General features: G+C 67.7%; 22 protein-coding genes and 1 tRNA gene. 15 read left to right on the top strand and 8 right to left on the bottom strand.

Features of this window, described 5'->3' with window-relative positions; all coding sequences use genetic code 11:
* Positions 1–75 precede the first annotated feature (75 nt).
* The 8 genes from BST15_RS02815 to BST15_RS02780 all read left to right on the top strand — a co-directional run bounded on the left by BST15_RS02815 (position 76) and on the right by BST15_RS02780 (position 7553).
* Entirely contained in the window at positions 76–921 is an 846-nt protein-coding gene (locus BST15_RS02815) for a class I SAM-dependent methyltransferase (RefSeq protein WP_046187815.1), read from the top strand.
* Entirely contained in the window at positions 918–1739 is an 822-nt protein-coding gene (locus tag BST15_RS02810; protein ID WP_046187814.1) for an acyl-CoA thioesterase, read from the top strand. Before BST15_RS02815 ends, BST15_RS02810 begins: the two co-directional genes overlap by 4 nt.
* A gap of 61 nt (positions 1740–1800) precedes the next feature.
* The gene (locus BST15_RS02805) at positions 1801–2202 is read left to right on the top strand and encodes a DUF4226 domain-containing protein (protein WP_052751341.1); all 402 of its coding nucleotides are present in this window, start codon (positions 1801–1803) and stop codon (positions 2200–2202) included.
* Between the two features lie 42 nt (positions 2203–2244).
* A complete protein-coding gene (locus tag BST15_RS02800) occupies positions 2245–2589 on the top strand; it encodes a hypothetical protein (RefSeq protein WP_046187813.1) in 345 nt (114 codons plus the stop codon).
* Positions 2589–2891 (top strand): hypothetical protein, encoded by a 303-nt coding sequence (locus BST15_RS02795; protein ID WP_046187812.1) that lies wholly within the window; start codon positions 2589–2591, stop codon positions 2889–2891. The genes BST15_RS02800 and BST15_RS02795 overlap by 1 nt, the downstream gene beginning before the upstream one ends.
* Positions 2892–2928: 37 nt before the next feature.
* Entirely contained in the window at positions 2929–3804 is an 876-nt protein-coding gene (locus tag BST15_RS02790; protein ID WP_046187874.1) for an oxidoreductase, read from the top strand.
* Positions 3805–4000: 196 nt separating this feature from the next.
* Positions 4001–6367: a lysylphosphatidylglycerol synthase transmembrane domain-containing protein gene (locus BST15_RS02785; protein WP_046187811.1), complete on the top strand. Its 2367-nt coding sequence runs from the start codon at positions 4001–4003 to the stop codon at positions 6365–6367.
* A gap of 4 nt (positions 6368–6371) precedes the next feature.
* Positions 6372–7553 (top strand): FAD-binding domain, encoded by a 1182-nt coding sequence (locus tag BST15_RS02780; protein WP_046187810.1) that lies wholly within the window; start codon positions 6372–6374, stop codon positions 7551–7553.
* 2 nt (positions 7554–7555) lie between these two features.
* Here the strand turns inward: BST15_RS02780 and BST15_RS02775 are convergent, their stop codons facing one another.
* From BST15_RS02775 to BST15_RS02760, 4 genes are all read right to left on the bottom strand, one after another.
* Complete coding sequence (locus BST15_RS02775) at positions 7556–8635, bottom strand: galactokinase (protein WP_046187809.1); 1080 nt, start codon at positions 8633–8635, stop codon at positions 7556–7558.
* Positions 8632–9726, bottom strand: coding sequence for a galactose-1-phosphate uridylyltransferase (galT, locus tag BST15_RS02770; RefSeq protein WP_046686343.1), 1095 nt, complete (start codon positions 9724–9726; stop codon positions 8632–8634). The genes BST15_RS02775 and galT overlap by 4 nt, the downstream gene beginning before the upstream one ends.
* Complete coding sequence (locus BST15_RS02765) at positions 9723–10199, bottom strand: DUF309 domain-containing protein (RefSeq protein ID WP_046686342.1); 477 nt, start codon at positions 10197–10199, stop codon at positions 9723–9725. The genes galT and BST15_RS02765 overlap by 4 nt, the downstream gene beginning before the upstream one ends.
* Positions 10200–10289: 90 nt before the next feature.
* On the bottom strand, positions 10290–11075 hold the full coding sequence (locus tag BST15_RS02760) for a class I SAM-dependent methyltransferase (RefSeq protein ID WP_046188639.1): 786 nt from the start codon (positions 11073–11075) through the stop codon (positions 10290–10292).
* 88 nt (positions 11076–11163) lie between these two features.
* Between BST15_RS02760 and BST15_RS02755 the strand changes: the two genes are divergently transcribed.
* Together BST15_RS02755 and BST15_RS02750 are read left to right on the top strand one after the other, a co-directional pair.
* Positions 11164–11595 carry a pyridoxamine 5'-phosphate oxidase family protein gene (locus BST15_RS02755; RefSeq protein WP_046188638.1) on the top strand — a complete coding sequence of 144 codons (432 nt, stop codon included), beginning with the start codon at positions 11164–11166 and terminating at the stop codon, positions 11593–11595.
* A 22-nt stretch (positions 11596–11617) separates the two neighbouring features.
* Entirely contained in the window at positions 11618–12649 is a 1032-nt protein-coding gene (locus BST15_RS02750) for an isopenicillin N synthase family dioxygenase (protein ID WP_046188637.1), read from the top strand.
* On the opposite strand, the gene BST15_RS02745 is transcribed toward BST15_RS02750, so the two are convergent.
* Positions 12605–14203, bottom strand: a complete 1599-nt coding sequence (locus BST15_RS02745) for an amidohydrolase (RefSeq protein WP_046188654.1) — start codon at positions 14201–14203, stop codon at positions 12605–12607. The genes BST15_RS02750 and BST15_RS02745 overlap by 45 nt on opposite strands.
* A gap of 303 nt (positions 14204–14506) precedes the next feature.
* Positions 14507–14589, bottom strand: a tRNA-Tyr gene (locus tag BST15_RS02740).
* A gap of 79 nt (positions 14590–14668) precedes the next feature.
* Between BST15_RS02740 and BST15_RS02735 the strand changes: the two genes are divergently transcribed.
* The 4 genes from BST15_RS02735 (at position 14669) to BST15_RS02720 (ending at position 19550) form a co-directional block, all read left to right on the top strand.
* The gene (locus tag BST15_RS02735; RefSeq protein WP_046188636.1) at positions 14669–15160 is read left to right on the top strand and encodes a YajQ family cyclic di-GMP-binding protein; all 492 of its coding nucleotides are present in this window, start codon (positions 14669–14671) and stop codon (positions 15158–15160) included.
* A 44-nt stretch (positions 15161–15204) separates the two neighbouring features.
* Positions 15205–16680 carry a flavin-containing monooxygenase gene (locus BST15_RS02730; RefSeq protein ID WP_046188635.1) on the top strand — a complete coding sequence of 492 codons (1476 nt, stop codon included), beginning with the start codon at positions 15205–15207 and terminating at the stop codon, positions 16678–16680.
* A gap of 75 nt (positions 16681–16755) precedes the next feature.
* Positions 16756–17781 (top strand): NAD(P)H-dependent glycerol-3-phosphate dehydrogenase, encoded by a 1026-nt coding sequence (locus tag BST15_RS02725; protein ID WP_046188634.1) that lies wholly within the window; start codon positions 16756–16758, stop codon positions 17779–17781.
* Between the two features lie 164 nt (positions 17782–17945).
* Entirely contained in the window at positions 17946–19550 is a 1605-nt protein-coding gene (locus tag BST15_RS02720; protein ID WP_083070793.1) for a SulP family inorganic anion transporter, read from the top strand.
* 19 nt (positions 19551–19569) lie between these two features.
* On the opposite strand, the gene htpX is transcribed toward BST15_RS02720, so the two are convergent.
* Positions 19570–20418, bottom strand: a complete 849-nt coding sequence (gene htpX / locus BST15_RS02715) for a zinc metalloprotease HtpX (RefSeq protein ID WP_046188633.1) — start codon at positions 20416–20418, stop codon at positions 19570–19572.
* Positions 20419–20500: 82 nt separating this feature from the next.
* The gene (gene grcC1, locus BST15_RS02710; RefSeq protein WP_165757095.1) at positions 20501–21517 is read right to left on the bottom strand and encodes a nonaprenyl/(2E,6E)-farnesyl/geranylgeranyl diphosphat synthase; all 1017 of its coding nucleotides are present in this window, start codon (positions 21515–21517) and stop codon (positions 20501–20503) included.
* A 21-nt stretch (positions 21518–21538) separates the two neighbouring features.
* Between grcC1 and menJ the strand changes: the two genes are divergently transcribed.
* Positions 21539–22771 carry a menaquinone reductase gene (menJ, locus tag BST15_RS02705; RefSeq protein ID WP_046188632.1) on the top strand — a complete coding sequence of 411 codons (1233 nt, stop codon included), beginning with the start codon at positions 21539–21541 and terminating at the stop codon, positions 22769–22771.
* The last annotated feature ends 12 nt before the right edge of the window (positions 22772–22783 follow it).

Genomic DNA, 22783 nt, shown 5'->3' with positions numbered 1-22783 from the left:
GCCGTGGTGTGGAGGTAAGTCACCATCATGGGCTGCGCCACGTGCGCGCCGGCCTGCGGCCCCTACGCTCGGGGCATGGCGAACGAGGAACAGCAGCACGCCTGGGCGGCCCAGGGCATCGACTGGGTCGACAACGCGGCGATCTTCGAGGCGGTACTGGCACCGTTTGCCGACGCTGTGATGAACGCCGCCGAGATCGGCGCCGGTGCGCGGGTCCTCGACATCGGCTGCGGCTCCGGTACGTTGCTGCAACGCTCGGCAGCCCTGGGCGCCCGTGCGTTCGGCGTGGACATCTCCGCGCCCATGGTCACCGCGGCCCGCCAGCGGGTGCCCGCGGCAACGGTCAGTCTGGGCGACGCCCAGACCATGGACCTGCGCGCGCCCGCCGGCGGGGCCGCGTTCGACACCGTCATCTCCCGGTTCGGGGTGATGTTCTTCGACGACCCGGTGGCCGCGTTCACCAACATCCGCCGGGCGGCCGCACCGGGTGCCCGGCTGGCGTTCGTGTGCTGGCGCGACGGCGACAATCCGATGTTCACCACGGGCATCGACATCTTGGCGACAAAGCTGGAATCGCCTCCCCCGGCGCTGGACCCCACGCTGCCGGGCCCGCTGGCCTTCGGCGATCCCGAACGGGTACGGGCCGTGCTGACCGACGCCGGCTGGAGCCACGTGGCACTCGAAGCGTTCGACGGGGTGTGTGACTTCGGCATCGGCGGCAGCGACGGCGTCGAGGAGCGCGTCCGGCTGATCCTGGCGAACCGCACCGGGCAGCAGGCCCGCGCCGAACTGGAGGAACGGCTGGGCGCCGAGGGTTGGGCCGCGGCCGTCGACGAATTGCGGGACGAGTTGCGCCGGCTGCGGGTCGACGGGGTGGTGAAGTTCCCGGGCCACACCTGGGTGGTCAGCGCGATAGCGTGACCGCTGTGACCGCCTCCTCGCACCCCTTCGACCGCGCCGTCCGGCTCGAGACCGTCGACGCTGGGACCGTTCGCGGCGCCACCGATCCGGACTGGGCCAATATGGTCGGGCCGTTCGGCGGGATCACCGCCGCCGCCCTGCTGCGCGCCGTGGAATCGCATCCCGATCGGATCGGCGATCCGCTGGCACTGACCGTCAACTTCGCGGCCCCGATCACCGACGGCGAGTTCGACATCTGCCTGCGCGCCGCCCGAACCAACCGCAGCAACCAGCACTGGGTGCTGGAACTTCGCCAGGGCGACGAGGTCAAGACCACCGCAACCGCTCTGTTCGGTCTGCACCGCGACACGTGGGCCGACGACGAAAGCCACCCGCCGAGCGTCCCCGCACCCGAGGAGGTCGAGCCGGGTGCGTTTGTGGACGCGATCGTCTGGGCCAAGCGCTACGACATGCGTTTCACCGACGGCCCGGTTCCGCTACGGGCCGTCGAACCCAGCGAATCGTCGACCACCACCTTGTGGGTGCGTGATGCCCAGGGCCGCGCCCTGGACTTCGCTGCATTGGCCTGCCTGTCCGACGTGTTCTTTCCGCGCGTGTTCCTGCGTCGCGGGCGTTTCCTGCCCGCCGGAACCATCACCCTGACCACCTATTTCCACGTCGACCAGAGCGAGATCGACGCTGCAGGAAGCGATTACCTGCTGGCCAGCGCACACGCCAATCGGTTCTCGCGCGGCTACTTCGATCAGAGCGCCCACCTGTGGTCGCGCGCCGGCCGACTGCTGGCCAGCACCCATCAACTGGTGTATTTCAAGGACTGACGCTTCCCTGGGCTTCCACGGTGAATACCGCGATCGCCGGCGGTGAACTAGCGTCCCGGCTATGCCCGAGGAACTCGGCGCTCACGCCGACGCCGCCCGCGCACGCGAGGCCGCGCTGGCGCAGCGGCTGCAACGGTCCGTGCACACCGATCGGGCTTTCCTGGCCACGCTGCGCGACGCGGCGCAGGTCACTGCGCAGGGGCGTCGCCGGCTCGACAGCATCGAAGCCGAGATCCGCCAAGCGGTGGCGCAGCATCGCGCAGCTCTGAACACGCCCGCCGGCGCCCGCCAATTCCAGCGGTTCCTGACCGCCAAGACCTGCGACATCCACCGGGTGATCACCGACACCGTGGCCGACAGTCAGGATCGCGCGCGGTCGGTGCGCACGCTGGGTGGCGGGTACTCGGTGCAGGACCGCCGGCGGCCGACCATCCAGGCCGTCGGTGTCGTCGGCCTCGGGTAGGCCGGGCGGTGTCCCCGCGTGACCGCCGAGAGGAGCTGGTAGATGCTTGTCCCACTTGCGAGCCGCATCCGCGGCAGCAGCCCCGAGGTGTGGCGCACCGCCACCTGGGCGGCACCGCTCGTCGTGCAAGGCGTGTTCGCAGCAGCGTTAGGCATCGGCTGGCTACTGGCCCGCTTTCCGATCAACACTGATGCCCGGATTTCCCTCTTGGTCGTGGTCACCACCACCATCACCACCGATGCCTCGCTCGTGCTGGCCGCAAGACTGCTGTGCGCGGAATCACCACGCCGGCACGGCCTCGGCTTTGCCCTCGGCGGAGCCGCAGTGGCTGTGGCCGCCGTCGGCTTGTCCTTCGTCCTGGCTTTCCTGACCGTATTGCGACCCTGATGAGCGCCCCACCTGCCGAGGATCGCTACAGCCCGTACGGTTTTGTCGCCGCAGTGGCCACCATGGCGTTCGTCGAAGCCGCGACGTGGGCGTTATTCCCCTATTGGATCCTGCAGCTCTACCTGCTCGGCATCGCCACAGCGATCCTGGTACCCACCGGCTTCTTCATGTGGCAGACCGGTGGCATCAAAACTGCTCAAGTGGGCTTGGGCATCCTCATCGGCTGTCTGGCGACACCCTTGACCATCGCCCTCGTCGTCCTCCCGCCAGTGATAGTCACCCAAGTCCTGCACTGGGCGTAGACGCCGACCAACACCACCGGCAGGTACGGTGACCAGCATGTCTTTCCGAATCACTGACACCCCCGATCAGTCCGGCCGCACCTTCGTGGTGACCGGCGCCAACGGTGGTCTGGGCGTGGTGATCACCCGCACCCTCGCCGCCAAGGGCGCCACGGTGGTGATGGCCTGCCGTAACACCGCCAAGGCCCAGGAGATCGCCGACGGCATCGACGGCGACGTGACGGTGGCGGCGCTGGACCTGGGCAGCCTGGAGTCGGTGCGCGAGTTCGCCGGCCAGCAAGGCGGATTCGACGTGCTGATCAACAACGCCGGGATCATGAACATCCCGAAACGGCGGACCGTGGACGGCTTCGAGATGCAGTTCGGGGTCAACCACCTGGGCCACTTCGCACTGACCGGCCTACTCCTGGACCGGATCAGCGACCGGGTGGTGACCGTGGCGAGCATCGCGCACAAGCAGACCCCCAAGTTCTGGGTCGACGACCTCAACTACGAGCACCGTCCCTACCAGCGCAACCTGGCCTACGCGCAGTCCAAGCTGGCCAACCTGATGTTCGCCCGCGAACTGCAGCGCAGGCTCGTGGCGGCCGGTTCTCCACTGCGCTCCTACGGCGTGCACCCCGGGGTGTCGAGCACCGAGCTGTTCGACAACGACAAGACCCTTGTCGGTCTGATCGCCAAGTACGGCCTGCACCTGGTGGGCCAGCCGCCGGAGCGGGGCGCCGAGTCCACCCTGTTCGCGGCCACCGTCCCCGATGCCGACCCGGACATCTATTGGGGACCCATGAAGCTGAACCAGTCGCGTGGCCCGGTGGGGCCCTGCCCCTCCAACAAGCTGTCGAACGACCGGCAGTTGTGGCTGCGGCTCTGGGAGGAGTCAGAGAAGATGACCGGGGTCAGCTACCCGCTCTGAGACAGCGGCGAGGCGGTTGTCGCTGCGAGGCGGGCACACCCGACACCCTTACCAGCCAGTGACAACTGTGACGGATGGGACTCCGGCGGGGCGACGCGGCCGTATCTCACGGACAAACCAGCGTGATCCCGCAGCTCACCGGTTAAGTTGTGGCGAGCCGCCACGCGATGCGGCATGAGACGGACCGAAAGAGATCATGCGAGTTGAGGGGCGCGACGTCACCGTCACCGGCAACCTGCTGCAGCCGCTGACCCGACGCACCAACGACATCCTGCGTCTGGTGTTGGCCACGCTCTTTCTCGCCACCGTCATCACCAGCTCGCTGGTCACCCGCTACGAATGGGTGGCCCTGGAGCGGTCGGTATCGCAGATCATCGGGGTGCTCTCCCCAGTCCACGCCAACTTGGTCTACCTGGCCTACGGCATCGCGATCTTGGTGTTGCCGTTCGCAATCCTGATCGGGCTGGTGGTCTCCCGACAGTGGAAACTGCTGGGCGCCTATGCCGTGGCCGGGCTGCTGGCGGTGGTGTCACTGTCCATCCGCAGCACCGGCATGGCGGCACCCAACTGGCATTTCGATCTCTCCGACCGGCTGGCCACCACGCTGGCGCAGTTCCTCGACGATCCGCGGTGGATCGCCATGCTCGCCGCCATGCTGACCGTCTCCGGGCCGTGGCTCCCGGCCCGGTGGCGCCGCTGGTGGTGGGCGCTGCTGCTGGCCTTCGTGCCCATCCACTTGGTGGTCAGCGCGATCGTGCCGGCGCGCTCGCTGCTGGGACTGGCGGTCGGCTGGTTCGTCGGCGCGCTGGTGATCCTGATCGTCGGCACCCCGGCGTTGGAGGTGCCGCTGGACGGCGCCGTGCGCACCCTGGCGCGCCGCGGTCACGCCGTCACCGAACTCGCGGTCATCCGACCCGCCGGCCCCGGCCCGCTGGTGCTGTCCACCGTCGGCGAAAACCCGGCGATCATCGAGTTGTACGGCCCCAACCAGCGCAGCGGAGGCGCCCTGCGCCAGCTCTGGCGCAAATTCCGGCTACGCACCACCGAAACCGCACCCCTGCACGCCTCGCTGCACCGTGCGGTGGAGCATCGCGGGCTGATGGCGATCTGCATCGGCGATACCGGGTTCGCCAACACCAAGACCGTCGCGGTGGCTTCACTGGATCGCGGCTGGACGCTCTACGCCCATACCCCGCCCCGCGGAACTCCGCTCGCCAACAGCACCGCCACCACTCCGGTGAGCAAACCCTGGGAGTCGCTGCGGCATCTGCACGATCAACAGATCTCGCACGGCGACCTGCGCAGCAAGGAGATGACCGTCGACGGCGGCACCGTGCTGTTCGGCGGTTTCGGCAACGCCGAGTACGGCGCCACCGACACTCAACTGCAGTCCGATATCGCCCAGTTGTTGGTGACGACGTCGTGGCTCTACGAACCGGCCGCTGCAGTGGAGGCGGCCATCGAGTACTTCGGCCGCACCGCGGTGCTGGCCGCCTCGCGTCGCCTCACCAAATCGGCGGTGCCCGCGCGCCTGCGCAGCGCCGTGCCCGACGTCGGCACAGTGATCGCCGCCGCTCGCGAGGAGGTCAAGCGCCAGACCGGTACCGATCAGATCCAGACCAAGACCATCACCCGGTTCACCCGCAGCCAGTTGATCCAGCTGGTCCTGCTCGTTGCCCTGGTCTATGTCGCCTACCCGTTTATCAGCCAGGTGCCCACGTTCTTCTCCCAACTGCGGCAGGCGAACTGGTGGTGGGCGATGGTTGGGCTGATCGTCTCGTCGCTGACCTATGTCGGCGCCGCCGGTGCCCTCTGGGCTTGCGCCAACGGCTTGGTCCGGTTTCGAGATCTGGCGATCATGCAGGTGGCCAACACCTTTGCCGCCACCACCACCCCGGCCGGCGTCGGTGGTCTGGCGCTGAGCACACGGTTCCTGCAGAAGGGTGGCCTGAGCACGCTGCGTGCGACGGCCGCCGTCGCGTTGCAGCAGTCGGTGCAGGTGATCGTGCACGTGATCCTGCTGGTCATCTTCACCACCGCCGCGGGAGCCTCGACGGATCTGTCGCACTTCGTGCCCGGCGCCACCCTGCTCTATCTGATCGCCGGTGTGGCGCTCGGGCTGGCAGGAATCGTGCTGCTGGTTCCGAACCTGCGCCGCTGGATGACCACGGCGCTGCGTCCCCGCCTCAAGGAGGTCACCGGGGACCTGGTGGAGCTCGCCCGGGAGCCCAACCGCCTGGCGTTGATCGTGCTGGGCGCCGCCGGCACCACCCTCGGCGCGGCGCTGGCCTTGTGGGCCAGCGTGGAGGCCTTCGGCGGCAACACCTCATTTGTGACCGTCACGGTAGTGACGATGGTCGGCGGCACGCTGGCCTCTGCCGCACCGACACCGGGCGGCGTGGGAGCCGTGGAGGCCGCCCTGATCGGTGGGCTGGCCGCGTTCGGCGTACCCGCCGCGCTGGCAGTCCCCTCGGTACTGCTCTACCGGGTGTTGACCTGCTGGCTGCCGGTGTTCATCGGCTGGCCGGTGATGCGGTGGCTGACCGAGAACGAAATGATCTGAGCCAGTGCGGATCGCGATCAGCGGTGCCGGAGTAGCCGGGACGGCGCTCGCGTACTGGCTGCACCGCACCGGCCACACCCCGACCGTGATCGAGCGCGCACCGGCCTTCCGCGCCGGCGGCTACATGATCGACTTCTGGGGCATCGGCTACACGGTCGCTCGGCGCATGGGCATCGCAGATCAGATCCACGAAGCGGGATACCACATGGAGACCGTGCGCTCTGTGGACGCCGACGGCCGCGCCCTCGCCGAATTGGACGCGGGTGTCTTCACGCACCTCATCGGCGATGACTTCATCACCCTGCCACGCGGCGATCTCGCGGCCGCCATCTACGCCACGGTCAGCGACAAGGTCGAGGTGATTTTCGGCGATAGCATCACCGCTATCGATCAGCATGACGACGGTGTGCGGCTGACGTTCTCCCACGCCGGACCACGCGATTTCGATCTATTGATCGGCGCAGACGGATTGCACTCCAACGTGCGACGATTGGCCTTCGGCCCGGATGCCGAGTTCGAGAACTATCTGGGATGCAAAGTGGCTGCGGCCGTCGTAGCGGGCTATGAGCCCCGCGACGACCTAACCTACGTCACCCATGCCGCCCCGGGGCGGCAGGTGTCCCGCGTTGCGCTGCGCGACGACCGCACGCTGGCCCTGTTCGTATTTCGCGACGACACCGCTGCTGATGGCGACCCGAAAACCATTCTGCGGGAACGGTTCGCCGATGTCGGCTGGGAGTGCCCGCAGTTGTTGGCCGCGTTGGCCGACCAGGCCGGAGTGGCCGAGGCCGACGACTTGTACTTCGACGCGGTCAGTCAAGTCCGCATGGACCGGTGGTCACACGGTCGGGTGTTGTTGATTGGGGATGCCGCAGGTTGTATCTCCTTGCTCGGCGGCGAAGGTACCGGCCTGGCGATCACCGAGGCCTACGTTCTCGCCGGTGAGCTGCATGCCGCCAAAGGCGACCACGTGCGCGCCTTTCACGCCTACGAAGAGCGGCTGCGCCCGTTCATCGAAGCCAAGCAGGCCGGCGCGCGTCGATTCGTCGGATTCTTCGCCACCCGAACGCGATTGGGCCTATGGTTCCGCAAGCAGGCGCTACGGGCGATGAACCTGCGGATATTGACAAGCCTGTTCGCCGGCGCCGTTCGCGACGATATCGACCTGCCCGATTACGGGATCTGAAACTATCCCGCCCCCGCCGCGGCATATACCCGACTCACCTCGGGCTCGGCGTAGCCGGCGTCGGTGACCGCGGCGCGCACCGCGTCACCCACCTTCACGGTGAGCGGTGCGGGCACCAGCGCGATCACGCAGCCCCCGAATCCACCGCCGGTCATCCGGGCGCCGAGCGCACCGGCGGCCACCGCACTGTCGGCGATCAGATCGATGTGCTCGGTGGTGATCTCGAAGTCGTCGCGCATCGAGGCGTGCGAGGAGTTCAACAGCGCCCCGGCAGCGGCGAAGTCCAGCTCCGCGCACGCAGCGACGAAATCCAGCACCCGATCGTTCTCGGTGAGCACATGCCTGGCACGCCGGGCGTCGACCGGATCATGCAGCGCGCCCAGCGCTTCCACGCCCCGATGTTGAAGGTCGCGCAACGAAGCCACCCCCAATTCGGCGGCCGCCCGTTCACACGACGCTCGCCGTGCGGCGTATTCGCCATCCACATGACCGTGCCGCTGGCCGGAGTCCAGCAGCAGCAGGGTCACCCCGGAGGCTTCGGGGTCGAACGGTGTCGGGTGCACCGTGACGTCCCGGAAGTCGATCAGCAGGGCGTGGGACATCTCACCGAACAGCGACGACAGCTGATCCAGCAGACCCGTTGGCGCCCCGACATAGTCATTCTCGGCCCGTTGGCCGATCCGGGCCTGATCGATCCGGTCGAGGTGTCGGCCCGCCGCGGTGCTCAGCGCGCCGAGCACCGCGCATTCCAGAGCTGCCGAGGACGACAGGCCCGAACCGATCGGCACGTCACTGCTGATGGTCATCGAGCCACCGGGTACGGCGAATCCGCTGTCGCGCAACGCCCAGACCACTCCCGCGACATAAGCACCCCAGCCATGGATCTGGCCGGGAGTGGTGTCCAGCGCTATGGTCACCGGCGTGTCGGCGCAGTCGCTGAACACGGTGAGCGTGTCGACACTGTCCGGGGTGAACGTGACATGAGTACGCTGCGGCAACGCTATGGGCAGTGCGAAACCACCGTTGTAGTCGGTGTGTTCGCCGATCAGGTTGACCCGCCCCGGCGCAGAGTAGGTGATCACAAGTCACGCAGCCTAGCCGCCACAGCCTCCGGGGTGACGTCGGCGATGAACGCATCCATCGCCGACTCCGAGGCCGCCAGATATTTCAGTTTGGACGCACTTCGTCTGATCGACATCAACTCCACGTGGAAATAGCCGTCGGCCTGGACGCCGCGGTCGCGGTACTGGTGCAGGGCGGCCATGTAGGGCAGCGGGGCGTCGTAGATCCGGTCGAAGCGGCTCAACAGGTCTCGGTAGACGATCGCGAAGTCGTCGAGTTCGTCATCGGTCATCTCAGTCAGGTTGTGCGCCCGCCGATTCGGATACAGGTGAACCTCTACCGGCCAGCGCGCGGCGAAGGGCACGAACGCAGTGAAGTGGTCGGAGCGCGCCACCACTCGGGTACCGTCGGCGCGCTCGGCGGCCAGCAGATCGGCGAACAGGTTGGTGCCATGCGCAATTCGATGCTCACGGGCCTGCACCAGCATCGCCGCGGTGCGTGGGGTCAGGTAGGGGTAGCCGTAGATCTGGCCGTGCGGGTGGGCCAGGGTCACCCCGATCTCCTCGCCACGGTTCTCGAAGCAGAACACCTGCTCGATGCCCGGACGGTTCAGTAGGTCGGCGGTGCGATGCCGCCAGGCCTGCACCACAAGAAGCGCGTGGGCCGGCGGCAGGTCGGCGAACGATCCCGTGTGATCGGGCGAGAAGCAGATCACCTCACAGCGGCCGTTGCCCGGTTTGGAAACAAACTCGGTGATGAAGCCGTCGGCGTCGGGCGGGGTGACCACACTGGTCCCCGGCCCCGCGAGGCTGGGGAACCGGTTCTCAAAGACCACCACGTCGTAGTCGGCGGCCGGCACCTCACTGGTGCGGCCGTTCGGGCCGGGGCAGAGCGGGCAGGCATCGGCAGGGGGCTTATAGGTCCGGTCTTGGCGTTGCGCGGCAATGATCACCCATTGACCGGTGGTGCGGTCGAAACGCAGCTCGGAGGCCTCGGGGTCGCGTGACGGCAGCGGCCGACGATCAGGCACCGGCGCCGCAGTGTTGCCGGGCAACGCGAAGAACAGCTGCTCGCGGCCGTCGGCCAGCGTCCAGCGCAGCGGGGCGCTCACGCGATCAGCCGCGGGTGCAGCCGCTGGGGCGCGATCGTGACTCCGGCCGCCACATCGTCGGCCAGGTCCGCGGCAAAACTCCGCAGCCCGGCCAGGTCGATCCCGTGCGGCGCCGGGGGCGGCACCGTCGCCAAGTGTTCGGCGCCGCGGCGCAGCAGACTGATCGCACCGCTGACGTTCCCGCGTTGCACGTGAGTGACGCCCACCGCCAGCTGCGCCAAGCCCTGCCATAGGTCACGCTCGGCGGCGGGACGATGTTTCCAGGCGGCTTCGAGTACCTCGTGGGCGTTGAACGCCAGCCCGTCGTCCAGCAACAGCTGCGCGTAGGCGAGCATCTGCGCGGGCGGGAGGTTGAGGTCGTCAGGAACGCCCTGGACACCGTCCTGGCTGCCTCGCGGCAACGGGCGGCCCAGACGATCCCGCGGGCGGGCGTTGCGGGGGCGGCCGGAATTGTCGCGGTCGCGGGTTGTCATGGGCTCATCATGCCGCGCGTCGGAATCCGGCGACGCTCCCACGGTGTGTCGCGTCGCAGGATTCCGGCTCGGCCAGCAGGTCCGGGAAACCTAGGCCGGCTTGACGGCAATCACCTCGATGGCAGCCATGTTGTCGCGGTGACGGCGGAACGTCGCACGCATAGTGCGCACCCGGGCCCGCGCGTCGGAATCGCGCAGCACGTTGAACACGAACCGCAGCGCCCCGGGCAGGCCTTCGTCGGCGACCAGCCGGCGGGGCTCCAACAGTGCCATCGGCGCGTAGCCGATCTTCTCCACAGCGAACCCCGCGTCGGTGAGCAACTCGGTCCATTCCGCGGCGGTCAGCGGGCGGGCGTTGACCTTGATGGAGCGGGCCAGCGCGGTCCGGACCTCGTCCTTGACGGCGTCTGGCACATCGTGGGGCACCAGCACCATCTCGTGGATGGCGTAGCGGCCGCCGGGACGCAGCACCCGGAAGGCCTCGCGGATGATGTCGGCCTTGTGGGCGTTGGTCTGCATGGTCAGCATCGCTTCGCCGATCACGACGTCGGCGCTGTCGGCGTCCAGACCGGTCTGCGAGGCCTCCCCGGTGACTACTCGGCCCCGGCTGCCGACTACCGAACGCACGGCGCCGGCGGCGTTCGTGTCGGCCTCGACGCCGGTGTAGCTGCCGGGGTTGCGCTCCAGGATGTCGGTCGCCGTGCGCCCCATGCCGGGTGCCAGCTCCACCACATCGACGCCGGTCAGGCGCGCGTCGGCCAGCATTCGGTGGGTCAGCTCGAGCCCTCCGGGCCGCAGGACGCGTTTGCCCAGCCGGGCGAAGAGCCAGTGGCCGGGCAGGTCGGCGGTCTTGCGTTCGGGCATCGGCAGGTTCATGCAATGAAGGTTAGCCTTACCAATATTGCAGACGCCAGGGGTCTTTAGGCCCCGGAATAGCACCGGCCTCGTCGGTGTTCGACCGAACATGCCCAAGCCATTCACCGAAACCGAACGCCAGCAGTTCCTCGCCGACAAGCACGTCGCGGTGTTGTCCGTCGCGGCCACCGACGGCCGCCCACCCGCCAGTGTCCCGATCTGGTACGGCTACACCCCCGGCGGCGACATAGTCATCAACACCGGTGCCGGCAGACGCAAGGCCAGGCTTATCGAGCAGGCCGGCGTGGTGACGCTGGTGGTTCAGCGCGAAGACCTGCCCTACCAGTACGTGATCGTCGAAGGCACCGTGGTCCAGACCACCACGCCGGCACCACTGGACCAGCGTGAAGCCATCGCGATCCGCTACCTGGGGGAGGAAGGCGGACGGGCCTTCGCCGCCAGCATGGGCGACGACTCCAGTGTGCTGTTCACCGTTCGGCCCGACCGCTGGCTGACCGCCGACTACTCCGGCGATCTGTAGCCACGACCGAAAGCCCGACGCGATGCTGCCCGTGCTCGACCTGTCCGAGGCCGACACCGACACCGCCGGGTTTCGCCGGGCGTTGCGGGAGGCCGCCCATACGCACGGCTTCTTCTATCTCACCGGTCACGGCGTGCCCGACGCGCAGATCACCCAGGCCCTTGAGCTGGCGCGGCAGTTCTTCGGATTGCCCGACGAGGACAAGCAACGGATCAGCCAGTTGCACAGCCCGCATTTCCGGGGCTATTCACGCGTGGGCGGCGAGCTGACCAACGGCTGCATCGACTGGCGCGAGCAGATCGACATCGGTCCCGAATGCCCGGCGCTGCCCGGCGCGCAGGGTTTCTGGCATCTGCAGGGCCCGAATCTGTGGCCGCAGCGGCCGGCGGCCTTCAGGCCCGTGTTCGAGTCGTGGGATCGCTCACTGTCCTCGGTGGGCCGCACCCTGCTCGGGCACTGGGCGGCCTCGCTGGGCGCTGGAGAAGATCTGTTCGACGACGCCTTCACCGCTCCGTCGACGCTGATCAAGGTGATCCGCTATCCCGGTACCGCGCACAGCGATCAAGGTGTCGGTGCCCACAAGGACTCCGGGGTGTTGACCCTGCTGCTCGTCGAGCCCAATTCCGAGGGCCTGCAGGTGGAAAGCGCGCCCGGCGAATGGGTGGACGTGGCTCCCGTGGCGGGTGCGTTCATCGTCAACATCGGTGAACTGCTCGAAGTCGCGACCGACGGCTACCTGCGAGCCACGCGCCACCGGGTGCGCTCACCCCGGCCCGGCACCGACCGCGTGTCGATCGCCTACTTCCTCAACCCGGCCCTGGATGCCACCGTCGCGCGCATCCCCCTGCCTGCCGCGCTAGCCGTCCTGGCCCGCGGTGTGGAGACCGACCCCGACAATCCCCTCTACAACACTTACGGCCAGAACGCCTGGAAGTCGCGGACGCGAGCACACCCGGACGTGGCCGCGTTGCACCACGGGATCACGCCGGCCCCGACCGCATCCCGGCCGTCAGACCACCTGGCGACCGGCCAGGAACGTGGCGCGCACCTCTAGATCCGCGATCGCTTCCGGGGCGACGGTGCGCGGGTCCGCCGAGAGCACCACCAGATCGGCATACTTGCCCACTTCCAGGGAACCTGTCACGTCGTCGGCGAACAGCTGCCAGGCCGCGTCGAGGGTCTGCGCCCGGATCGCCTGCTCGACGGTGAGCCGCTCCTCGGGCGCCAAGACCCGCCCACTGGGCGCCACCCGGGTGGCGGCGACGCTGATATTGCGCAGCGGCTCTTCGGGGGTGACCGGCGCGTCGTTGTGCAGGGAGATGCGAATGCCGGCCGCGACGGCAGAGGCCGCCGGCATCCAGCGTGACCCGTGCTCCTCCCCGAACAGCCCGTCGACCAGAACATCCCCCCAGTAGTGCAGGTGGTCGACGAACAGGCTGCAGGTGACACCCAACGCGGCAGCACGGCGCAACTGCTCGGGGCGGATGGCACCGACGTGTTCGAGCCGCAGCCGGTGATCCTCGCGCGGGTGCCGGCGCAACACATCTTCGTAGACGTCGAGGATGGTGTCGACGCCGTTGTCACCGTGCACGTGACAGGCCATCTGCCAGCCGTGCGGGAAATACGCCTCGACGATCTCGGTCAACTGTTCACCGGTGTAGTTGGCGTGCCCGCACGATCCGGGTTCGACGCCGATGACGCGGGTGGCTTCGGTGTCCAGATATGGGAAGGACAGGTCGATGTTGCCGATCCACGGCGAGCCGTCCACCCAGATCTTGATACCGACCTGACGAGCAATGTCGTCTCCGTCGCCTGGCGAGGCGTCGGTGTGCAATTGCGGATTGGAGATCTCGTAGGTGCGCAGTCGCACCGTCAGCTCGTCATGCAGTGCCTGCACCAACGGCCGGAACTGCGGCGAGAACGCCATCTCCGAAATCGTCGTCAACCCCGCCCGGTTGAGGCGCGCACACTCGGCACGCAGCATCGCCGGAGCGTCGCCGGGCAGCATGGCCTCACCCAGCAGCGGAATGAGCGCCCCGGTCTCCTCCGCGGTCCCATCCAGTTCACCGGCGGCGTCGCGGCCATACTTGGCCCCGACCGGGTCCGGGGTATCGCGGGTCAGCCCCGCCGCTCGGCCGGCCACGCTGTTGAAGTACGCCTTGTGTCCCGAGTTGTGCACGATCACCAGCGGGCTGTCCGGCGCGAGGCCGTCCAGCCAGGCCAACGTCGGCTCAGGCAGGCCCGGCTGCAGCAACTGGTCCCAGCCGATCGCGTAGGCCCCCGAGGCGCCGCGCGCGGCGACCTCTGCGCGGACCAGATCCACCACGGCATCCGGGTCGGTCAGGGTGACGGGCCGGATGTCGACCATCCGCCCCGACAGCACGACCGACTCCATCAGCGGGTGACCGTGGGCCTCGACGAAACCGGGCAAGACACAGCCGTCGCCGATGTCGAGCACCTGGGTGTCCGGGCCGATCAGACTCTCGATGTCTGCGCGGTCACCGACCGCGACGATGCGCCCCCCGGTGACGGCCAGCGCCTCGGCGGTCGGTTGCGCATCATTGACCGTCACAGCCGTGCCGATGACGACGAGATCGGCTGCGGGCATGGTGGGCTCCTTCTCGGCAGGCATCGCCGGAGTGTAAGCCGCCGCGAACGCGCGAAGATGCCAGCCCACGGAATTGACTGTGCGGAGCGGTTTTACGCAGCCTGTGCCCAACCATTGACTCCTCCAGGCCCCTCGACTTAATGGCTGCAGGAGGCGGGGGAACGAGGAAGGCCACCGGGATCACCTCCACGGCACGATCGCGAAGTCGCCAGCAGGAGCTTCTGGCCGAACCGCCGAGGCTCGCGCCGGTCTGCGACCCCGAAAACACGTCAGGCCCCCTCGAAAGAGGGGGCCTGACCAGTGTGGCAGGTACAGGATTCGAACCTGTGTAGGCTTCCGCCGACGGATTTACAGTCCGCTCCCATTGGCCGCTCGGGCAACCTGCCGTAGTGCGCCTAGCAGAGTACAACGAGGATGTACCTCAGACACAAACGGCCAGCACAACTCAAGGAGAGGACAGGTCTCGTGGCGGACTCATCGTTCGACATCGTCAGCAAGGTCGATCGGCAGGAGGTCGACAACGCCCTGAACCAGGCCGCCAAGGAACTGGCCACCCGGTTCGACTTCCGCGGCACCGACACCACCATCGCCTGGAAGGGCGAGGAGACCATCGAGCTGGTGAGCTCCACCGAGGAGCGGGTCAAGGCTGCCGTCGACGTCTTCAAGGAGAAGCTGATCCGCCGCGACATCTCTATGAAGGCGTTCGACGCCGGGGACCCGCAGCCGTCGGGCAAGACCTACAAGGTGAGCGGCAGCCTCAAGCAGGGCATCGATTCCGAGCACGCCAAGAAGATCAACAAGCTGATCCGCGACGAGGGCCCCAAGGGCGTCAAGTCCCAGGTCCAGGGCGAGGAGATCCGGGTCTCGTCGAAGAAGCGTGACGACCTGCAGGCCGTGATCTCGCTGCTCAAGGGCGCCGACCTGGACGTGGCCCTGCAGTTCGTGAACTACCGCTAGCGCAATCCCGACCCGCCGGCCCGCCCGGTGCCTAGTCTGGGATTGTGACTACCGAAGAGGTCGTGGACGTCGTCATCATCGGAGCCGGCATCTCCGGTATCGGCGCGGCCTACCGAATCACCGAGCGCAACCCGGGCACCAGTTACGTCATCCTGGAACGGCGCCAGCGGATCGGCGGCACGTGGGATCTGTTCCGCTATCCCGGAGTGCGCTCCGACAGCAGCATCTTCACGTTGTGCCTGCCGTATGAGCCCTGGACTCGGCGGGAACGGGTCGCCAACGGCGACGAGATCCGCGACTACCTGACCGAGGCCGCACACAAGCACGGCATCGACCGCCACATTCGGTTCAACAACCACGTCCTAGAGGCCGACTGGGATTCGGCGACCGATACCTGGGCAGTGACGGCGGACGAGAACGGCACCCCGCGGACTTACCGCAGCAGGTTCGTGTTCTTCGGGTCCGGTTACTACAACTACGACGACGGCTACACCCCGGACTTTCCCGGTGCCGAGACGTTCGCCGGGACGCTGGTGCACCCGCAGCACTGGCCCGAAGACCTGGACTACGCGGGCAAGAACGTGGTGGTGATCGGCAGCGGGGCCACTGCGATGTCCCTGGTGCCGGCGTTGGCCGAGACTGCCGCGCGGGTGACCCTGCTGCAACGCACACCGACCTACCTGATCTCGGCGCCCAAATACAGCATGTTCGTCAACGTGGTCTCGAAGCTGTTTCCCCGCAAGGTGGCTCACCCGATCATTCGATTCGTCATGGCGCTCTTCGAGGGCTATGTGTGGTTCTTGGCCCGCAAAACGCCTCCGCTGCTGAAGTGGATGCTGCGTCGCGAGGCCGTGCAGAACCTACCCCCCGGCTACGCCGTGGACACCCACTTCAAACCGCCGTATCAGCCGTGGGACCAACGCCTATGCCTGATTCCCGACGCCGACCTCTACGCCCACATCAGCGCCGGGCGTGTGGAGATGGTCACCGAGCGGATCGATCACTTCGACACCACCGGAATCGCCTTGCAGTCCGGTGCACACCTGGATGCCGACATCATCGTCACCGCCACCGGCCTGCAGCTGCAGGCGCTCGGAGGAGTGCGGATCAGCCTGGACGGCACCGAGATCAAACCCACCGACCGGTTCGTCTACAAAGCCCACATGCTCGAAGACGTACCGAATCTGTTCTGGTGCGTGGGCTACACCAACGCGTCCTGGACGCTGCGCGCCGACATCACTGCGCGCGCCACCGCCAACCTGCTGTCCTACATGGCTTCTCGGGGCTACACCCACGCCTACCCGCACCTGGGCGACCAGCCGATGACCGAGAAGTCGGCCTGGGACATCCAAGCCGGCTATGTGCTGCGCGCACCGCACGCGCTTCCGCGGTCGGGAACCAAACGGCCCTGGAACGTGCGGCAGAACTACTTCGCCGACGCCCTGGACTTCCGGTTCGACCAGATCACCGAGTCCATGGTGTTCGGGCGGGCCGGAGAGGCGATACCGCTGGCCGGGTAGTGGCTGGGCTGCCGTTTAGGCGACATGTCCACAAACCGCCGGTGTGGCGGTGTCGACGGCAATACGCTGTCGCTCATGCCTGCTGCTACTCGTACACCCAATGTCGTCGTGCTCGGAGGCGGATCGTTCGGCACCACCGTGGCATCTATCTGCTCGCGCCGCGCGCCGACGCTGCAATGGGTCCGATCGGAGTCGACCGCCGCCGACATCAACGACAACCACCGCAACAGCCGCTACCTGGGCAACGACGTGGAGCTCAGCGAAACGCTGCGCGCCACCACCGACTTCGCCGAGGCCGCACACTGCGCCGATGTCGTCGTGATGGCGGTTCCCTCGCACGGATTCCGGGGAGTCCTCGAAGAGCTGGCCGCCGAGCTGCGCCCCTGGGTGCCGGTGGTCTCGCTGGTCAAGGGCCTGGAGCAGGGCACCAACATGCGGATGTCGCAGATCGTCGACGAGATATTGCCCGGACATCCGGCCGGCATCCTGGCCGGGCCGAACATCGCCCGCGAGGTCGCCGAAGGGTACGCCGCGGCCGCGGTGCTGGCCATGCCCGATCAGAGCCTGGCGTGCGAGCTGGCGTCACTGTTTCGTACCAAGCGGTTCCGGGTCTACACCACCGACGACGTGATCGGTGTCGAGATGGCCGGGGCCCTCAAGAACGTGTATGCGATCGCGGTCGGGATGGGCTACTCGCTGGGGATCGGCGAGAACACTCGGGCCATGGTGATGTCGCGGTCGGTACGGGAGATGTCCAAGCTGGGTGAGGCCATGGGCGGGGCTCGCGACACGTTCGCAGGCCTGGCCGGGATGGGCGACCTGATCGTCACCTGCACCAGCCAGCGCAGCCGCAACCGGTACGTCGGCGAACAACTGGGATCCGGCAAACCCATCGACGAGATCATCGCGTCGATGAACCAGGTGGCCGAGGGCGTTCGGGCCGCCAGCGTGATCATGAAGTTCGCCGCACAGTACGGGCTGAGCATGCCGATCGCCCGCGAGGTCGACGGTGTGATCAACCACGGCTCCACCGTCGAGCAGGCCTACCGCGGGCTGATCGCCGAGACACCGGGCCACGAAGTGGAGGGAACGGGCTTCTAACTCCCAGAAACCTGTCAATACCTGCCAGAAACCTGGTAATTCCCTTCGGTTGTGTAACCGATGTTTACTTTCTAGACATGTTTACTTGGTGAACCGGTAATAATCGAGGAATATCTTTGCTGCATCTCAGCGACGTCTTATGAGAAGAGCAGGGGAGTTACCGGATGCTGACCGTGCGAAGAGCCGGCGATGCCATCACCAACCGCACAGCCAGGTCACGATCGATCCTTCGGTACGACTTCCCGGCGTCATTGGTGGTGTTCCTGGTAGCGCTGCCGCTGTCACTGGGCATCGCCATCGCCTCGGACGCGCCGGTACTGGCCGGCCTGATCGCCGCTATCGTCGGCGGCCTCGTCGTCGGCCTGTTCGGCGGCTCGCCCTTGCAGGTGAGCGGGCCGGCGGCCGGCCTGACGGTGATCGTCGCGGATCTGGTGGCAACCTTCGGCTGGAAGGTGACGTGCGCTATCACCGTCGGCGCCGGAGTGCTCCAGATTCTGCTCGGCCTGAGCCGGGTGGCGCGAGCCGCGCTGGCCATCTCCCCGGTGGTGGTGCACGCGATGCTGGCCGGTATCGGCGTCACCATCGCCCTGCAACAACTGCACGTCCTGCTGGGAGGCAAGTCGGCCAGTTCAGCCTGGGTGAACCTGACAGCCCTACCCAGCGGGGTCATCGACGCCAACGGACCTGAGCCGCTCCTGGGAATCCTGGTGATCATCACGATGCTCGCCTGGCGGTCGGTGCCCGGTCCGCTGGGCCGGATTCCCGGCCCCCTGGTGGCGATCATCGGGGCGACGCTGCTGTCCTTGAAGTTCTCCCTCGATGTTCGCCTCATCACCCTCGACGGCTCGCTGCTGGACGCCGTTGCGCTGCCTGAGCTGCCCCACGGTCAATGGGCAGCCGCCGTCATCGGAGTGGTCACCGTGGCGTTGATCGCCAGCGTGGAGAGCCTGCTCTCGGCGGTGTCGGTTGACCGGATGCACAACGGCCCGCGCACCGACTTCAACCGCGAACTGATCGGGCAGGGCACCGCGAACGTCACCTCGGGCCTACTCGGTGGCCTGCCGATCACCGGGGTGATCGTTCGCAGCGCGACCAACGTCAGTGCCGGCGCGAAGTCGCGGGCGTCGGCTTTCCTGCACGGTGTGTGGATCCTGCTGTTCGCCCTGCCGTTCGCCGGTCTGATCCAGCAGATTCCGAGCGCTGCGCTGGCCGGGTTGCTGATCACCGTCGGCGTCCAGCTGATCAAACTGGCTCACGTCGAAACGGCATGGCGCAGCGGTGATATCGCCATCTATGCGGTGACCATCGTCGGCGTGGTCTTCCTGAACCTGCTGGAGGGGGTCATGATCGGGTTGGCACTGGCGCTGGTCATGACCGGCTGGCGAGTCATCCGGGTCAAAGTCACTTCCGAGCAGGTCGGCGAGGCGTGGCTGGTTTCCATCACCGGCGCCTGCACCTTCCTGGCACTGCCGAGGCTCACCGGCGTACTGGCGCGGATTCCCGCGGGCGCCCGGGTCATCCTGGACATCTCGACGACCTACCTCGATCACGCCGCCGAACAAGCCCTCGACGACTGGCAGCAGCAGCACTGCGCCAACGGCGGCACCGTCGTGCGGCCGGGACAGTCCGGCGAGGATGCGGACTCCTCCTGCACGACCTGCGCACCGGAGGTCCGGCTTGAGGTGAGTCCGGAAGCGCTCGCACATGCGGTCCACAACGACGTGCCCGCGTTGGGCGTTCCCGGATCGAGCAGGAACGGACGCGCCTGATCGGAGCCGATGAGCCCCGCTATCCCCGGGCCATCGCCTCGAGCCGGCGAATCCGATCAGCCATCGGGGGGTGGGTGGCGAACAGCTGGCCGACCTTTTCACCTGCCCGGAACGGGTTGGCGATCATCAGATGCGACTGGCTGGCCAGTGCCGGCTCGGGCGGCAGCGGGGCGGCCTGCACGCCGTCGGAGATCTTGCGCAGCGCCGAGGCCAGCGCCAGTGGGTCGCCCGAGAGCACGGCGCCGGATTCGTCGGCCTGGTACTCGCGTGACCGCGATACCGCCAACCGGACCACCGAGGCCGCCAGCGGCCCCACCAAGGCGACCAGCAGCATGGCCAGCGGGTTGCCGTCGCGGCGGTTGCCCATGAACATCGCCATGTTGGCCAAGCCGGTGATCACCGAGGCCAGTGCACCGGCGACACACGAGATCAGGATGTCGCGGTTGTAGACGTGGGACAGCTCATGGCCGAGGACCGCGCGCAACTCCCGTTCATTGAGCAGTCGCAGGATTCCGCTGGTGCAGCACACCGCGGCGTGCCGCGGGTTCCGGCCGGTGGCAAAGGCGTTGGGCGCATTGGTGTCGCTGACGTACAGCCGGGGCATCGGCTGGTGGGCGGCGGTGGCCAACTCACGCACGATCCGGTACATCTCCGGCGCCTGAACCTCGGTCACCGGCTGGGCGCGCATCGCACGCAGCGCCAGCTTGTCGCTGTTGAAGTAGGTGTAGGCGTTCATTCCCACGGCGAAAAGCACCGCCACCCACATCATCTGCGGTCCGAACGCCCGGCCCACCAAGACGATCAACGCCGACATCACCAACAGCAGAAAGAACGTCTTCGCCGTGTTGTGATACGGGTGCCAGGTCATCGACTCCTCCTTGAAGAACCTTGAAGAACCCCGGTCGTGCTCATTAAACGCCGCCGGGGTCGCACGAGTTCCGCAATCGCGGTCAGCCGTGTCGGTTGACGGTGTAGTCGACCAGGCTGGCCAGGGCTGCTCGGCCGACGCAGTCGGGCAGCGCGGCCAGCTCCGTGCGCGCCTGCGCGGCATAGTCGGCCACCGTCTGCTTGGCCCGGACCATGCCGGCCGAGGCCCGCAACAGGTCCAGCGCCTCCTCGACCGCCGCGTCTTCGGTGACCGGACCGGCTAACAGCACACGCAGCCGCTCAGCGTCGGCTCCGGTGCCCTGCAGCGCGTAGAGCACCGGCAGGGTGTGCACGCCCTCACGCAGATCGGTGCCGGGCAGCTTGCCGGACTCATCGGGGTCGGAATCGATGTCGATGATGTCGTCGGAGATCTGGAAGGCGGTGCCCACGATCCCGCCCAACCGGGCCAGCCTTTCGATCTGCTCATCGCCGGCCCCGGAGAATGTGGCGCCGAATCGCCCCGACGCCGAGATCAGGCAGGCCGTCTTCTCGTAGACCACCTTGAGGTAGTGCTCCACCGAGTCCACCCCCTCGGCCGCGCCACGGGTCTCGCGCATCTGACCGGTGACCAGCTCCGCGAAGGTCTCGGCGATGATCCGTACCGCGTCCGGCCCCAACCGTGACACCAGACGTGACGCCGTGGCGAACAGGTAGTCGCCGGCCAGGATCGCAATGTTGTTGCCCCACCGCGCATTGGCGCTGGGCGCTCCCCGGCGGATCTGCGCCTCGTCCATCACGTCGTCGTGATACAGCGTGGCCAGGTGCACCAACTCGATCACCGCGCCGGCCACCGTCACCTGCCACGCATCGGGCTCGGGTCCCAGTTGGGCGGACAACACCGTGAACAGCGGACGGAAGCGCTTGCCACCGGCGTCGAACAGGTGGGTCACCGCCTCGGTCATCAGGCCGTCGCCGCCCCGAAGTTCGGTGTCCATCAGCTCTTCGATGCGGGCGACCCCGTCGCGTACCCGGCCCGCGAAATCCGGGTCCCCCAAGCCGCCGAAATCCAACCCCGCCACCACACTCGCCGGTGTCCTCACGGCTCCAACATACTGGTCACTGTGAATTCGCAGGCTGATGTGGTGGTGGTAGGCGCCGGACCGGCCGGGTCGGCGGCTGCCGCTTGGGCCGCCAGAGCGGGCCGCGACGTGCTGGTGATCGACTCAGCCGCCTTCCCCCGGGACAAGACCTGCGGCGACGGCCTGACCCCCCGTGCCGTCGAGCAGCTCGAACTGCTGGGCCTTGGCGAGTGGCTCGACGGTCACATCCGCCACCGTGGCCTGCGCATGGCCGGCTTCGGCAGCGAACTCGAAGTGGATTGGCCGGGCCCGTCCTTTCCCGCGACCGGAAGCGCCGCGCCCCGCACCGAGCTCGATGAGCGGATCCGCAAGGTCGCCGAAGACTCCGGCGCCCGAATGCTGCTGGGTGTCAAAGCGGTCGATGTTTCCCGCAACGCGTCCGGGCGGGTGCGCTCGATCGTGCTCGGCGACGGCTCGCAGGTGGCCTGCCAGACCCTGATCGTTGCCGATGGCGCACGCTCGACGCTGGGGCGGGTGTTGGGCCGGCAGTGGCACCAGGAGACGGTTTACGGGGTGGCCGCGCGCGGCTACCTGGCCTCCCCCCGCAGCGACGAGCCGTGGTTGACGTCGCACCTGGAGCTGCGCTCGCCCGAGGGCACGGTGCTGCCGGGGTACGGGTGGATCTTCCCGCTGGGCAACGGCGAGGTGAACATCGGCGTCGGAGCGCTGGCCACTGTCAAGAGACCCGCCGATGTGGCACTGCGACCGCTGATGTCCTACTACGCCGACCAGCGCCGCGAGGAGTGGGGATTTGAGGGTCCGGTTCGCGCGCCGGCGAGTGCGCTGCTGCCCATGGGTGGAGCGGTCTCGGGCGTCGCCGGACCCAACTGGATGTTGATCGGTGACGCCGCGGCCTGCGTCAACCCGCTCAACGGCGAGGGCATCGACTATGGCCTGGAGACCGGGCGGTTGGCCGTCGATCTGCTGACCGCGTCGGGACCGTCCGCTGTGCTCACCCAGGCGTGGCCCGAACTTCTGAGCAGCCACTATGCGCGGGCATTCTCGGTGGCCCGGCGGCTGGCCCTGTTGCTGACGTTCCCCCGATTCCTGCCGGCCACCGGACCGATGGCGATGCGCTCTCCGGCGTTGATGAAGTTCGCCGTCCGGGCGATGGGCAACCTGGTCACCGACGAGGACGCCGACTTCGCGGCGCGGATCTGGCGCGGCGGCGGGCGGATGTCGCGGCTCATCGATGGCCGCCGGCCGTTCTCCTAAGCCTTACCCACC

Source organism: Mycolicibacter arupensis (assembly GCF_002086515.1).
GTDB lineage: Bacteria > Actinomycetota > Actinomycetes > Mycobacteriales > Mycobacteriaceae > Mycobacterium > Mycobacterium arupense.
Note: the sequence above shows the minus strand (reverse complement) of the source record. Positions and strands in the feature narration are given on the sequence as shown.

Bases quoted from the DNA above. Each gene is read 5' to 3' on its own strand.
- BST15_RS02815 (WP_046187815.1), top strand. From the start codon at position 76: ATGGCGAACGAGGAACAGCAGCACGCCTGGGCGGCCCAGGGCATCGAC.
- BST15_RS02805 (WP_052751341.1), top strand. From the start codon at position 1,801: ATGCCCGAGGAACTCGGCGCTCACGCCGACGCCGCCCGCGCACGCGAG.
- BST15_RS02800 (WP_046187813.1), top strand. From the start codon at position 2,245: ATGCTTGTCCCACTTGCGAGCCGCATCCGCGGCAGCAGCCCCGAGGTG.
- BST15_RS02795 (WP_046187812.1), top strand. From the start codon at position 2,589: ATGAGCGCCCCACCTGCCGAGGATCGCTACAGCCCGTACGGTTTTGTC.
- BST15_RS02790 (WP_046187874.1), top strand. From the start codon at position 2,929: ATGTCTTTCCGAATCACTGACACCCCCGATCAGTCCGGCCGCACCTTC.
- BST15_RS02785 (WP_046187811.1), top strand. From the start codon at position 4,001: ATGCGAGTTGAGGGGCGCGACGTCACCGTCACCGGCAACCTGCTGCAG.
- BST15_RS02765 (WP_046686342.1), bottom strand. From the start codon at position 10,199: ATGACAACCCGCGACCGCGACAATTCCGGCCGCCCCCGCAACGCCCGC.
- BST15_RS02760 (WP_046188639.1), bottom strand. From the start codon at position 11,075: ATGAACCTGCCGATGCCCGAACGCAAGACCGCCGACCTGCCCGGCCAC.
- BST15_RS02755 (WP_046188638.1), top strand. From the start codon at position 11,164: ATGCCCAAGCCATTCACCGAAACCGAACGCCAGCAGTTCCTCGCCGAC.
- BST15_RS02750 (WP_046188637.1), top strand. From the start codon at position 11,618: ATGCTGCCCGTGCTCGACCTGTCCGAGGCCGACACCGACACCGCCGGG.
- BST15_RS02745 (WP_046188654.1), bottom strand. From the start codon at position 14,203: ATGCCCGCAGCCGATCTCGTCGTCATCGGCACGGCTGTGACGGTCAAT.
- BST15_RS02725 (WP_046188634.1), top strand. From the start codon at position 16,756: ATGCCTGCTGCTACTCGTACACCCAATGTCGTCGTGCTCGGAGGCGGA.
- BST15_RS02720 (WP_083070793.1), top strand. From the start codon at position 17,946: ATGCTGACCGTGCGAAGAGCCGGCGATGCCATCACCAACCGCACAGCC.
- htpX (WP_046188633.1), bottom strand. From the start codon at position 20,418: ATGACCTGGCACCCGTATCACAACACGGCGAAGACGTTCTTTCTGCTG.